This window comes from Streptomyces sp. H27-H5 (genome assembly GCF_026627505.1).
In the GTDB taxonomy this organism is placed as follows: domain Bacteria; phylum Actinomycetota; class Actinomycetes; order Streptomycetales; family Streptomycetaceae; genus Streptomyces.
Genome location: NZ_JAPNLK010000017.1, coordinates 58,046 through 69,921 on the forward strand (window position 1 = coordinate 58,046; position 11,876 = coordinate 69,921).

Consider the following 11,876-nt stretch of genomic DNA (forward strand, 5'->3'; position numbering starts at 1 on the left):
GGAGAAAGAATTCCTGTGAGCCCGACCAATCGCACCGTGGTCGTCACCGGTATCGGCGCAACCACTCCGCTGGGTGGCGACAGCGCTTCGACCTGGGAAGGTCTGCTTGCCGGCCGTTCCGGCGTATCGCCCCTGGAGGGCGAGCGTTTCGCCGAACTGCCGGTCCGTATCGCCGCGCAGGCCGCCGTGGACCCGAGCGAGGTACTGCCCCGTCCGCTGGCCCGCAAGTTGGACCGCTCGGCGCAGTTCGCCGTCATCGCGGCCCGTGAGGCCTGGGCCGACGCGGGTTACACCGCACCGGCCGGCGAGGACGAGTCCATCGCGCCCGAGCGCCTGGGTACCGTGATCGCCTCCGGAATCGGTGGCGTGACGACCCTGCTCGACCAGTACGACGTACTGAAGGAAAAGGGTGTGCGCCGGGTCTCCCCGCACACCGTCCCCATGCTCATGCCGAACGGTCCCTCGGCCAACGTCGGCCTGGAGGTGAACGCTCGCGCGGGCGTTCACACCCCGGTCAGCGCGTGTGCCTCGGGTGCCGAGGCCATCGGCTACGCCGTCGAGATGATCCGGACCGGCCGTGCCGACGTGGTCGTCGCCGGCGGTACCGAGGCGGCGATCCACCCGCTGCCGATCGCCGCGTTCGCCAACATGATGGCGATGTCCAAGAACAACGAGCACCCCGAGCAGGCCTCGCGCCCGTACGACAAGGCCCGTGACGGCTTCGTCCTCGGCGAGGGCGCCGGCGTCGTGATCCTGGAGTCCGCCGAGCACGCCGCCGCGCGCGGTGCGCGGGTGTACTGCGAGGTCCTGGGTCAGGGTCTGTCCGCGGACAGCCACCACATCGCGCAGCCGGAGCCGACCGGCCGCGGCGTCGCCGCCGCGCTGCGGAACCTGCTCGACAACACGGGTCTGGACCCGGCCGAGCTGGTGCACCTGAACGCGCACGCCACGTCCACCCCGCAGGGGGACACGGCCGAGCTGAAGGCCCTGCGCAAGGTCCTGGGCGACGACCTCGACCACATCGCGATTTCCGCGACCAAGTCGATGACCGGTCACCTGCTGGGTGGCGCCGGTGGCATCGAGACGGTGGCGACCGTGCTGGCGCTGTACCACCGGATCGCCCCGCCGACGATCAACGTCGAGGACCTGGACGACGACATCGACGCGGACATCGTTCGCGGCGAGCCGCGCAAGCTGCCCGTCGACGGTCCGATCTCCGCGATCAACAACTCCTTCGGCTTCGGCGGCCACAACGTCTCGCTGGCGTTCCGCTCCGTCTGAGTCGCGCGCACCGTGTGAGAGGGCCCCACCCGGCGGTTGCCGGGTGGGGCCCCTCTCGTGTGTCGTCCGTGCGTCGCCGGGTCAGACGACCTGGTGGAGCCAGCGCACGGGGGCGCCTTCGCCGGCGTGGCGGAACGGCTCCAACTCGTCGTCCCAGGGCTTGCCGAGCAGTTTGGCGATCTCGGCTTCCAGGTCGGTCTCGCCGTGCGCGGATCGCACGAGGGCGGCGCGCAATCGGTCCTCGGGAACGAGGATGTCGCCGTGCATTCCGGTGACGGCGTGGAAGATACCGAGTTCCGGGGTGGAGCTGTACCGCTCGCCCTCGGAGGTCGAGCAGGGTTCGGCCGTCACTTCGAAGCGCAACAGGTGCCAGCCGCGCAGGGCGGAGGCGAGTTTCGACGCGGTGCCCGCTTCGGCCTGCCAGGAGAACTCGGCTCTCCAGGTGCCGGGGGAGGCGGGCTGTCTGATCCAGTCGAGGTTCACCCGCACCCCGAGTACGCCCGCAACAGCCCATTCCACGTGCGGGCAGAGCGCACGCGGCGCGGAATGCACGTACAGAACTCCACGTGTCGTCACCGGGACCTCCAGTGTGGGACGAGGTCGGGAATAAACTCCAGAAAACGGACAGTATGTGACGTGATGTAATTTACCGGAAATGATCTGACATTGCGTCGTGGGACGTGCGGCCGAAACGCCACGGGAAAAAGCTACCGTGCGCGGGGGGTCCCGGTGTGACGTACGGTCGCTCCGAAACCCGTGAACGCACAGCATTCACTCAGCAGGACGCCCCGGAAGGACACGGGGCGACGAGGGAGGGACCACCCGATGGGCACCACCGCTCCACGCCGTCGCGCGCGTGGGAAGCTGACGGGCGCGGTCGCGGCGGCCGCCGTGCTGGCCGGGGTGGTCACGGGGTGTGACGGCGGCGGGTCGGCGGCCGAGGGCGAGCGGGGGGCGCAGTCCGGTCCCCGCTGGAACACCGCGCCGACCTCGATCGCCGCCGTGGGCGACTCCATCACGCGCGGCTTCGACGCCTGTTCGGTGTTGGCGGACTGCCCGGAGGTCTCCTGGGCCACCGGCGACGACCCCGCGGTCGACTCCCTCGCCACCCGTCTCATCGGGGCCGCCGAGGCGCCCGCGCGCAGTTGGAACCACGCGGTGACCGGCTCGCGCATGGCGGACCTGCCGGGGCAGCTGGCTTCGGCGGCCGCGCACAAGCCCGACCTGGTCACGGTCATGGTGGGCTCCAACGACGCCTGCCGGCCGCTGGCTTCGTCGATGACCTCGGTGGCCGACTTCCGGGCCGGTTTCGAGAAGGCGCTGACCGGTCTGCGGGCCGCGTCCCCGACCTCTCAGGTGTACGTCTCCTCGGTGCCGGACCTCCAGCGATTGTGGGAGCAGGGCAAGGACCTGCCGATGGTGCGGCAGATCTGGAAGCTGGGGATCTGCCAGTCGATGCTGGCCGATCCGCTGTCCCTGGCGACGGGTGCGACCTCGCGGCGGGAGGAGGTCCGGGCGCGGGTGGTCGAGTACAACGAGGTACTGCGCGAGGTCTGCGCGAAGGACCCGCTCTGCCGGTACGACGGGGGCGCGGTGTTCCAGTACCCGTTCTCGGCGGAGCAGTTGAGTCGCTGGGACTTCTTCCATCCGGGGAAGGACGGGCAGGCGCGGCTGGCGGAACTCGCGCACCGACAGGTGACGGCGGCGCAAGCGCCGCGTTGACGGTTGGTACGGACCGGGGACAGGGGTCAGGACCCGTCCCCGGTCCGGTTCATGGGTGGTTTCCGGCCATGCGGCGGCTCAACGGACGTCGAGGGTGGCGGTGAGGCGGGTGTCGCCGTGCGCGTGGCTCGCGCGGACCTCGTATCCGCCGTCGATCCGCCGCCAGCCGCGCGTGCCCTCGTCCCAGATCTCGAAGGCCCGGGCGGGCAGCTCGATCTCGGTCTCGACGCTCTCGCCGGGGGCCGCCTCGACGGAGGCGAAGGCCGCCAACCGGCTCGCGGGGCGCTCGACGGTGTCGGCGATCGGGGCGAGGTAGACCTGGACGACCTCGCGGCCGGTCCGGGCGCCGGTGTTGGTGAGGCGGACGCGGGCGGTGGTGCCGGCGACCTCCAGGCAGTCGTAGGTCCAGTCCGTGTAGCCGAGGCCGTGGCCGAACGGGTAGGCGGGGACCACGCCCCGGTCCTCGTAGGCCTGGTAGCCGACGAGGAGCCCCTCGCGGTACTCCAGCCTGCCGTCGGTCGGGGTGACCTCGGTGACGGGCGCGTCGGTGAACGCGGCGGGCCAGGTGGTGGGCAGTCGGCCGCCGGGCTCCGCGTCCCCGAGGAGCACGTCGGCCAGTGCGGCGCCGCCCTCCTGCCCGGGGAACCAGGTCAGGAGCACGGCGGCCACGTCCGCGCGCCAGGGCAGTTCCACGGGGGAACCGGCGTTGACCACGACCACGGTGTTCGGGTTGGCGGCGGCGACGGCCGCGACGAGGTCGTTCTGTCGGCCGGGCAGGGTCAGGTCCGTGCGGTCGAACCCCTCGGACTCCACCCGCTCGGTGGTGGCGACGACCACCACGGCCGTGTCGGCGGCCCGTGCGGCGGCCACGGCCTCGGCGATGAGCTCGTCCGGGTCGCGCCGGGGGCCGAGGTGGAGCAGGGAGAACATGATCGCCTTGAGGGGCAGGCCGGTGATGTCGGGGACCTGGAAGGTCAGCGACACCTCGACGGGCTCGCCCTCGGTCAGCGGGAGCCGGGCGCGCTCGCTGGGCGCCCCGAAGAAGGCCTCGAAGGGGTCGGCCTCGTCGCCCATCTCCTGGACGCCCTCCCAGAGGGTGCGGCCGTCGACGGCGAGGGCGAAGGCGCCGAGCCCGCGGGTGCCGAAGGCGTGCTCGCCGCTCTCGCGCGGCAGGAACGTGCCGGTGACCTCGATGCTCGCCATCGTCTCGTACGCGGCGCCCTCGGGCAGGTCGTCGCCGATCCACTGGACCTGACCGGTGGGCAGGCTGCCTTCGCCCAGGACGGCTCCGGAGGCGTCGCGGCAGACGGCGCGCAGCTCGAATCCCTTGTCGGCGGCACCGAGTTCCTCGCTGGGGTCGGCGCCGACGCGGAAGGTCAGCGCCCCGTCGGGGAGGGCCGCGGTGAGGCCGTCGAGCGGGGAGACGATCCGCTCGGGGAAGACGGTGGCGGAGCCGCCGCCGAGGACGCGGGCGTCGCGGGCGGCGGCGCCGAGGAGGGCCACGGTGCGGCCGGAGCCGGTGTCGAGGGGCAGGGCGCGCCGCTCGCCGGAGACGATCTCGTTGCGCACGAGGACGGTGCCGCGGGCGGCGATCTCGCGGGCCAGGGCCTGTCCGTCGATCGCGGCCGGAGGGTCGCCGACGACGGCGGGGGCGCCCTCCAGGAGGCCGACGCGGGCGGCGAGCCGCAGGACGTTGCGGACGGCGTCGTCGACGGCGGACTCCGGGACCTCGCCGGCGCGGACGGCCTCGGCGAGGGCGGGGCCGTAGACGGTCTGCGGGCCGGGCATGGCCACGTCGAGGCCGCCGAGGATGTCGCCGATGGTGGAGCGGGCGGCCATCCAATCGGAGACGTTGGCGCCGTCGAAGCCCCACTCGGCGCGCAGGACCTCGTTGACCAGGTACGCGTTCTCGGTCATCGACGTGCCGTTGACCCGGTTGTAGGCGGTCATGATGCCCCAGGGGTGGGCGTTGGTGACGATGGCCTCGAAGGGGGCCAGGTACAGCTCGCGCAGCGGGCGGGGCGCGATGACGCAGTCGACGGTGAAGCGCTCGGTCTCGGCGTCGTTGCCGACGAAGTGCTTGACGGTGGTGCCCACGCCGCCGTCCTGGACCCCGTTGACGTAGCCGGTGCCGATGGCGCCGGTGAGGTACGGGTCCTCGGAGTAGCACTCGAAGTGCCGGCCGCCGAGCGGGGAGCGGTGCAGGTTGACGGTGGGGGCGAGGAGGACGTGGACGCCCTTGCGGCGGGCCTCCTGGGCCAGGAGGCGGCCGGCGCGGCGGGCGAGGGCGGGGTCCCAGGCGGCGGCGAGCGCCGTGGGGGACGGCAGGGCGATGGAGGGGTCGTCGGCGGTCCAGCGCACGCCGCGCACCCCGATGGGGCCGTCGGACATGACCAGGGAGCCCAGGCCGATCTCCGGGAGGGCGGGCAGCGACCACATGTCCTGACCTGCCAGGAGCCGGGTCTTGGTGTCGAGGTCCAGCTTGTCGAGTGCGGCTTCCGCGGTGTCGTGGCGGACCTGTTCGGCATCGGTCACGGCCGAGCCTCCTCATCGAGTGCGGTGTGCGGGTGCGAGGTGCGGTGCGGCTTGCGGTGCGGTGCGGTGCGGTGCGGTGACCCCATCGTGGACCCGCCGCCTGGTGAACGGTAGGGTTCGTTACGTTCTTGTGATCTCGGCTTGTCGGGCGCGGATCGCGTACGGTCCTGCGGGCAGGGGTGCGAGTCGGAGGGAGTGCCGGGCCATGGTCAGGGCGAGGAGCGAGGAACGGCGCGGCGACATCGTCCGCGCGGCGGTCGAGGTGATCGCCGAACGCGGCTACCGGGGAGCGTCCCTGCACGCCGTGGCGGAACGGGTGGGCCTGACCCAACAGGGGCTGCTGCACCACTTCCCGACCAAGGAGGCACTGCTGGTCGCGGTGCTGGAGGAGCGCGACCGCTGGGACACCGGCGGGGGCTCGCGCGCCTCGACCGGCACCTGGCGGCTGGACCTGCTGGCCTCGCTGGTGGACTACAACGCGATGCGCCCGGGCATCGTGCAGACCTTCTCGGCGCTGCTGGGCGAGAGCGTCACCGACGGGCACCCCGCCCGGGAGTTCTTCACCGAGCGGTACGCGCAGGTCCGGGGCGAGATGGCCGCGGTGCTGCGGACCGAGTTCGGGGACCGGCTCCCCTCGGGCCTCACCCCCGAACAGGCGGCACCCCTGCTCACCGCGGTGATGGACGGGCTCCAGTACCAGTGGCTGCTGTCCCCCGAGTCGGTGGACATGCCGGGCGCGTTCCGCTCGTTCCTGACGCTGCTCCGCGGCGCCCCCGAGGCGCCGTAGCGACCCGCGCGGCCCTGCCGGACGGGGGTCGAGGGCCGGGCCGGCATGCTGAGCGCATGAGGATAGCCGCCGCCCAGATGACCTGCGTCCCGGCCGATGTCGACGCCAACTCCGCGAAGGCCGCCGCCCTCGCGGCCGCGGCCCGCGACCAGGGCGCCGAACTCGTCGTCCTGCCCGAACTGGCCCTGACCGGCTACGAGATCGAGGCCCTGACCGCCGACCCGGGGCTGTGGCTGACGGGCCCCGACGATCCGAGACTGGACCCCTTGCGCTCCGCCGGGATCGCCACCGCGGTCAACGCCGCGCTGCGCACCGACGGGCCGCTGCCGGCCATCGCGACCCTGGTCCACGACGCGGACGGCGCGCACGTGACGACGTACGCCAAGCAGCACCTCTTCGAGCACGAGCGGGACGCCTTCGCGCCCGGCACCGTCGACGGCCGCTTCACACTCGGCGGGATCCGCTTCTGCCTGGGCGTCTGCTTCGACAACCACTTCCCCGACCTGCCCGGCCGGGGCGCGGCCGACGGCTGCACGGTCCACCTGGCGAGTTCCCTCTACGGGACGGGCGCCGGGGTCGCGGAGCGGACCACCGTGTATCCCGGGATCGCCAAGGAGCACGGCCTGTACGTGGTCCTGGCCAACCACGTCGGACCGGCCGGCCCGTGGACCGGCTGCGGCGGGGCGGCCGTCTGGGCCCCGGACGGTTCGGCGGTGGTCGAGGCCGACGACCACACGCAGGGCGTGGTGACGGCGGAGGTGCCGGCATGAGCGCCGTACCGCCCGACCCGTCGGTGCCGCACCCCGTGGCGGGGCAGCCGCGCGTGGTGCCGCTCCGGCCACTGGTGATGTCCCCGCGCCGATCGACCTCGGGGCCGTGATCGCCTCCGGCGCGGTCGTGGTGATTACTTAGGTTGCCCTTACCTTCTTTGCGGGGGGTCGGTGCCGCGTCGCACCGCCCACAATGGGGGGTCACGGCGCGGTGGCGGCAGACCGGTGGGAGGAGCTGACGGTGGACGAGGACTTCATCGCGGCGGGCGGACACCCGCCCCACGTCCACGCGTTCCACCAGTTCCCGTACGTGCCGATCGGGCGGATCGTCGTCACCGCGTGCGACCGGGAACACGAACTGACCCCGTCCGTGGCCCTGTGGATACCCGCCGGGGTGTGGCACAGCGCCCGCTTCGACAGCGACTCCCTCATCCGGTCGAGGACTTCGACGCCGGCCTGCACGCGTTGCCGTACACCGAGGCGACCGTCGTCAACGCGACCGCCGAACAGCGCCGGTTGCTGCCGGCCCGGATGCGCAGTTCCGAGGTGTCCGAGGACGATCCGGCGGTCTTCGCGGCCCTCTGCTCGGCCCACCGCGACTGCCTCCCGCTGCCCCAACCGACCGGCCGGGCCGCCTCGACCGTCGCACGGGAGTTGGCCCGCACCCCCGCCGACCCGCGCACCGCGACCGAGTGGGCCGAGGACCTGCACACCAGCTCGACCAGCCTGCGGCGGGCCTTCCGCACGGAGACGGGTCTGGCCTTCTCGGAGTGGCGGACCCGGCTGCGGCTGAACCACTCGCTGGAACTGCCGGGGCAGGGCCACCTGGTGAGCGTGGTCGCCGCCCGGTCGGGTTCGTCAGCGCCAACGGCTACATCCTGGCCTTCCGCCGCCATTTCGGCGAGACGCCCGGCGCCTACACCAAGCGCTCGACCGACCCGTACGCCGCGGTGGGCTGACCGGCCGCTCCCACCGGCGCGGGGGCGGGGAGCAGGTGCCTGCCGCCCCACTCCCCGAGCGGGGCCAGGGCCGCGTTCAGTTCCCTGCCGAGCGGGGTCAGCGAGTACTCCACCCGGGGCGGCACCTCCTCGTACACCTCGCGGTGGACGATCCCGTCCGCCTCCAACTCCCTGAGCTGCGCGGAGAGCACCTTCTCCGAGACCCCCGGAACCAGCCGGCGCAGTTCACCGAAACGGCGCGGGCGCTGCTCCAACTCCCACAACAGGGAGACCTTCCACTTGCCGTCGATCACGGACATCGCCGCGGCGATCCCGCAGTGATCCGCCCCGGGCCTTCGTGTCATCGCCATCGCGCACCCCTCCCACCTGTTCGCTCACCTCGGGGTAACCACCCACTCCGAAGTGCGTACTTGAGCGTCTCACGGCCTGCGACCAGGCTGAACGTCATGACCGACAACCTCGTGAAGACACCGCTCACCCTCCTCGGACTCGGCGACATGGGCACCGCCCTCGCCCGCACCTGGCTGGCCGCCGGCCACCCCCTGACCGTCTGGAACCGCACCGCTGCCAAGGCCGAGGCCCTGGCCGCCGAAGGCGCGCGCGTCGCCGCGACCGCCGCCGAGGCGGTCGCCGCGAACGGCCTGGTCGTCCTGTGCCTGCTCGACGACGACTCCGTCGGCTCGACCCTCGACGGGATCGACCTCACGGGCAGGGACCTGGTCGACCTCACCACCGGCACCCCTGCGGAGGGTCGCTCCCGCGCCGCCTGGGCCCAGGAGCGCGGGGCCCGGTTCGTCGACGGCGGCATCATGGCCACCCCGTCGATGATCGGGGTCCCGGAGGCCGGTGGTTACGTCTTCTACAGCGGCTCCCGGGCCCTCTTCGACCACCACAGGGCGACGCTGGAGGTACCGGGCGGGGCCCGCTTCGTCGGTGAGGACCCGGGGCACGCGGCCCTGCACGACGTGGCGTTGCTCAGCGCGATGTACGGGCTGTTCGCGGGGATCTCGCACGCCTACGCCCTGATCGACGGCGAGGACGTCGCCCCGAAGGACCTGGCGCCGCTGCTGTCGGAGTGGCTGGGCGCGATGGGCTTCTTCGTCGGCAACGCCGCCGACCGGTTGACCTCGGGGGACTTCACCACCGCGGTGGTGTCGAACCTGTCCATGCAGGTCGCAGCGAGCGGGACCCTGCTGCGCACGGCCGCGGAGCAGGGGGTCGACGCCAAGCTCATCACCCCGTACCTGGATCTGATGCGCGAGCGGTTGGAGGCCGACCCGGCGGCCCACGCGGGCGAGGACACGACCGGGGCGATCACCCTGCTGCGCCGCCGGCCCGGACGGGACCGACGCGGGCTCTAGGAGTAGGCGGGCGGCGGCGGGCCGAAGCCGGTGGCCTGCGGCGCCGGGGGGCTCGGGGCGGGTTCTTCGGGGCCGGCTCCCCCGTCGGGGCCCTCGGGTTCGGTGTCCGCGCCCACGAGGTCGCGGGCCATCAGGGTGGCTCCGGCCACGGCGCCCGGCATCAGGAACACCGCGACCAGCGGGACGAGGAACGCCAGCACCAGCGGGACGCCGAAGCCGAGCGCCATCGCGCGCCGGGACCGCAGCAGGACCAGTTGCTCGTCGAGGTCGACGCGGCGGCGCTGGAGGGCGACCGAGGTGAGTTCCTGGGTGAGGAAGTAGCCGGAGACGCAGAACCCGATCGCCGGGACCACGGTCTGCCCGAGCACGGGGATGAACCCGAGGGCGAACAGCAGGATCCCGTACAGCACCACCCGGCCGAGCAGGCGGACGCTGTCGCGGGCGGAGATCCACAGGTCCTGCCACAGGCTTCGGCCGGACTCGGGGACCTCGCCGCCCTCGGACCGGTCGACCTGTTCGGAGAGCGACTCGTAGAAGGGCTGGCCGACCAGCAGGGTCACGGCGGTGAAGGTGATCACGGCGAGGAAGAGCCCGAGGCTGAAGACCAGCGCGGTCAGGAAGCCGCGGAACAGGCTCAGCCAGGGCGAGCCCCAGTCGTCGGCGAAGGGGGTCAGCCAACCGACGAGGTCGTCGGCGCCGTATCCCAGCCCGATGAGTGCGCCCGCGTACAGCACCATCGCGACCAGTCCCGGCAGCAGGCCGACGCCGAACCACCGCCCGTGGCCCAAGACCCACCGCTGGCCGGCGAGCAAGTACCGCAATCCCCCCGCGAAAGCACTCATGCGCGCAGTTTACGGCGAAGGCCGCGCCCCCTGGGGGGCGCGGCCTTCGCGATGAGCGGGGTGCGGGATCAGACGGCCAGCTCGACCGTGATGTTGCCGCGGGTCGCCTTGGAGTACGGGCAGACCTGGTGGGCCTTCTCGATGAGGTCCTTGGCGGTGGCGGCGTCCACGTTCGGGATCGACGCCGAGATCTTGACGATCAGGCCGAAGCCGTCGTCGTTCTTGCCGATGCCGACCTCGGCGGTGACCGTCGAGCCGGAGATGTCGGCGTTCTCGTTCTTGGCGACGACACCCAGGGCGCCCTGGAAGCAGGCGCTGTAGCCGGCGGCGAACAGCTGCTCCGGGTTGGTGCCGGCGCCGCTGCCACCGAGCTCCTTCGGCGGGTTCACCACGACGTCGAGCTTGCCGTCGTTGGTGGCGACGCGGCCGTCACGGCCGTTCTCGGCGGTGGCGACAGCGGTGTACGCGACATCGGACTGCTGGATGGACATGTAAGAAGATCCTCCTGGTAATCGCCGTGACTCGCGCCCACGATCACGACGGTGTGCAGTGAGCCTAACCGGTGAAAGAAACGATCATCTTTCCGGTGTTCTCGCCGCGCAGCATTCCCAGGAAAGCCTCGGTCGCGTTCTCCACGCCCTCGTGGACGGTCTCGTCGTAGCGCAGCTCGCCGGAGCGCAGCCAGCCCGCGACGTCCTGGACGAACTGCTGCTGGATGTCGGCGTGGTCGCCGACCAGCACGCCCTGAAGGCGCAGGCGCTTGCCGATGACCTGCACGAGGTTGCGCGGGCCGGGGGCGGGCTCGGTGTCGTTGTACTGGGCGATGGCACCGCAGAGGGTGGCGCGGCCGTGCACCTTGAGGGAGGAGATCGCGGCTTCCAGGTGGTCGCCGCCGACGTTGTCGAAGTAGACGTCGATGCCCTCGGGGGCGGCTTCCTTCAGCTGCTCGCCGACGGGGCCGTTCTTGTAGTTGAAGGCGGCGTCGAAGCCGTACTTCTCCGTGAGGAGGGTCACCTTCTCGTCCGAGCCGGCCGAGCCGATCACCCGGGACGCGCCCTTGATCTTGGCGAACTGGCCGACCAGGCTGCCGACCGCGCCGGCCGCGCCGGAGACGAACACGGCGTCGCCCTCCTTGAAGGAGGCGACCTCGAAGAGGCCCGCGTAGGCGGTCAGACCCGGCATGCCGAGCACGCCGAGGTAGGTGGAGAGCGGAGCGAGCGAGCCGTCGACCTTGGTGGCGTGCTTGGCGTCCAGCTCGGCGTACTCGCGCCAGCCCAGGCCGTGCAGGACGTGGTCGCCGACCGCGAAGCGCTCGTCGGCGGAGGCGACGACCTCGCCGACCGCGCCGCCGTCCATCGGCTTGTCGAGCTGGAAGGGCGGTACGTAGGACTTCACGTCGTTCATCCGGCCCCGCATGTACGGGTCGACGGACATGTGGAGGTTGCGCACCAGGATCCGGCCGGGCGAGGGCTCCGCGTTCACGGGGACCTCGCGCAGGGCGAAGTCCTCGGCGACGGGCCAGCCCTGCGGGCGGCGGACGAGGTGCCACTCGCGGCTCACGGCGGGGATCTCAGACATGGTGCGCTCCTGACGCTCGGGGTGAAGGGCGGAAGAAAATG

At 72.2% G+C, this 11,876-nt stretch carries 12 protein-coding genes and 1 pseudogene; 6 read left to right on the forward strand and 7 right to left on the reverse strand.

Annotated features, from left to right (window positions below):
- Window positions 1–15 precede the first annotated feature (15 nt).
- Window positions 16–1,281 carry a beta-ketoacyl-ACP synthase II gene (fabF, locus tag OTB19_RS11115; protein WP_267797892.1) on the forward strand — a complete coding sequence of 422 codons (1,266 nt, stop codon included), beginning with the start codon at window positions 16–18 and terminating at the stop codon, window positions 1,279–1,281.
- 81 nt (window positions 1,282–1,362) lie between these two features.
- On the opposite strand, the gene OTB19_RS11120 is transcribed toward fabF, so the two are convergent.
- Complete coding sequence (locus tag OTB19_RS11120; protein ID WP_053677844.1) at window positions 1,363–1,857, reverse strand: DUF3145 domain-containing protein; 495 nt, start codon at window positions 1,855–1,857, stop codon at window positions 1,363–1,365.
- Window positions 1,858–2,106: 249 nt separating this feature from the next.
- On the opposite strand from OTB19_RS11120, the gene OTB19_RS11125 reads away from it, so the two are divergent.
- The gene (locus OTB19_RS11125) at window positions 2,107–3,003 is read left to right on the forward strand and encodes an SGNH/GDSL hydrolase family protein (RefSeq protein ID WP_267797893.1); all 897 of its coding nucleotides are present in this window, start codon (window positions 2,107–2,109) and stop codon (window positions 3,001–3,003) included.
- A 78-nt stretch (window positions 3,004–3,081) separates the two neighbouring features.
- Here OTB19_RS11125 and OTB19_RS11130 read toward each other — a convergent pair whose 3' ends face one another.
- Entirely contained in the window at window positions 3,082–5,538 is a 2,457-nt protein-coding gene (locus OTB19_RS11130; protein WP_267797894.1) for a beta-glucosidase family protein, read from the reverse strand.
- A 205-nt stretch (window positions 5,539–5,743) separates the two neighbouring features.
- On the opposite strand from OTB19_RS11130, the gene OTB19_RS11135 reads away from it, so the two are divergent.
- From OTB19_RS11135 to OTB19_RS11145, 3 genes and pseudogenes are all read left to right on the forward strand, one after another.
- On the forward strand, window positions 5,744–6,325 hold the full coding sequence (locus tag OTB19_RS11135) for a TetR/AcrR family transcriptional regulator (protein ID WP_267797895.1): 582 nt from the start codon (window positions 5,744–5,746) through the stop codon (window positions 6,323–6,325).
- Window positions 6,326–6,381: 56 nt separating this feature from the next.
- Window positions 6,382–7,095 carry a carbon-nitrogen hydrolase family protein gene (locus OTB19_RS11140; RefSeq protein WP_267797896.1) on the forward strand — a complete coding sequence of 238 codons (714 nt, stop codon included), beginning with the start codon at window positions 6,382–6,384 and terminating at the stop codon, window positions 7,093–7,095.
- Between the two features lie 193 nt (window positions 7,096–7,288).
- Window positions 7,289–7,462 (forward strand): annotated as a pseudogene (locus OTB19_RS11145) (hypothetical protein); the annotation flags it as partial.
- A gap of 61 nt (window positions 7,463–7,523) precedes the next feature.
- Here the strand turns inward: OTB19_RS11145 and OTB19_RS11150 are convergent.
- Both OTB19_RS11150 and OTB19_RS11155 read right to left on the reverse strand, forming a co-directional pair.
- On the reverse strand, window positions 7,524–7,841 hold the full coding sequence (locus OTB19_RS11150) for a hypothetical protein (protein ID WP_267797950.1): 318 nt from the start codon (window positions 7,839–7,841) through the stop codon (window positions 7,524–7,526).
- Between the two features lie 170 nt (window positions 7,842–8,011).
- A complete protein-coding gene (locus OTB19_RS11155) occupies window positions 8,012–8,404 on the reverse strand; it encodes a winged helix-turn-helix transcriptional regulator (RefSeq protein ID WP_267797897.1) in 393 nt (130 codons plus the stop codon).
- 96 nt (window positions 8,405–8,500) lie between these two features.
- Between OTB19_RS11155 and OTB19_RS11160 the strand changes: the two genes are divergently transcribed.
- Window positions 8,501–9,415 carry an NAD(P)-dependent oxidoreductase gene (locus OTB19_RS11160; protein ID WP_267797898.1) on the forward strand — a complete coding sequence of 305 codons (915 nt, stop codon included), beginning with the start codon at window positions 8,501–8,503 and terminating at the stop codon, window positions 9,413–9,415.
- On the opposite strand, the gene OTB19_RS11165 is transcribed toward OTB19_RS11160, so the two are convergent.
- The 3 genes from OTB19_RS11165 to OTB19_RS11175 all read right to left on the reverse strand — a co-directional run bounded on the left by OTB19_RS11165 (window position 9,412) and on the right by OTB19_RS11175 (window position 11,835).
- Window positions 9,412–10,257: an EI24 domain-containing protein gene (locus OTB19_RS11165; RefSeq protein WP_267797899.1), complete on the reverse strand. Its 846-nt coding sequence runs from the start codon at window positions 10,255–10,257 to the stop codon at window positions 9,412–9,414. The two genes, OTB19_RS11160 and OTB19_RS11165, sit on opposite strands and share 4 nt — an antisense overlap.
- A 68-nt stretch (window positions 10,258–10,325) precedes the next feature.
- Window positions 10,326–10,748, reverse strand: coding sequence for an organic hydroperoxide resistance protein (locus OTB19_RS11170; RefSeq protein ID WP_053677825.1), 423 nt, complete (start codon window positions 10,746–10,748; stop codon window positions 10,326–10,328).
- A 64-nt stretch (window positions 10,749–10,812) separates the two neighbouring features.
- Entirely contained in the window at window positions 10,813–11,835 is a 1,023-nt protein-coding gene (locus OTB19_RS11175) for an NADP-dependent oxidoreductase (protein ID WP_267797900.1), read from the reverse strand.
- Window positions 11,836–11,876: the final 41 nt, after the last annotated feature.

Coding starts and splice junctions, on each gene's coding strand:
- OTB19_RS11135 (WP_267797895.1), top strand. CDS start 5,744: ATGGTCAGGGCGAGGAGCGAGGAACGGCGCGGCGACATCGTCCGCGCG.
- OTB19_RS11160 (WP_267797898.1), top strand. CDS start 8,501: ATGACCGACAACCTCGTGAAGACACCGCTCACCCTCCTCGGACTCGGC.
- OTB19_RS11140 (WP_267797896.1), top strand. CDS start 6,382: ATGAGGATAGCCGCCGCCCAGATGACCTGCGTCCCGGCCGATGTCGAC.
- OTB19_RS11170 (WP_053677825.1), bottom strand. CDS start 10,748: ATGTCCATCCAGCAGTCCGATGTCGCGTACACCGCTGTCGCCACCGCC.
- OTB19_RS11165 (WP_267797899.1), bottom strand. CDS start 10,257: ATGAGTGCTTTCGCGGGGGGATTGCGGTACTTGCTCGCCGGCCAGCGG.
- OTB19_RS11125 (WP_267797893.1), top strand. CDS start 2,107: ATGGGCACCACCGCTCCACGCCGTCGCGCGCGTGGGAAGCTGACGGGC.
- OTB19_RS11175 (WP_267797900.1), bottom strand. CDS start 11,835: ATGTCTGAGATCCCCGCCGTGAGCCGCGAGTGGCACCTCGTCCGCCGC.
- OTB19_RS11155 (WP_267797897.1), bottom strand. CDS start 8,404: ATGGCGATGACACGAAGGCCCGGGGCGGATCACTGCGGGATCGCCGCG.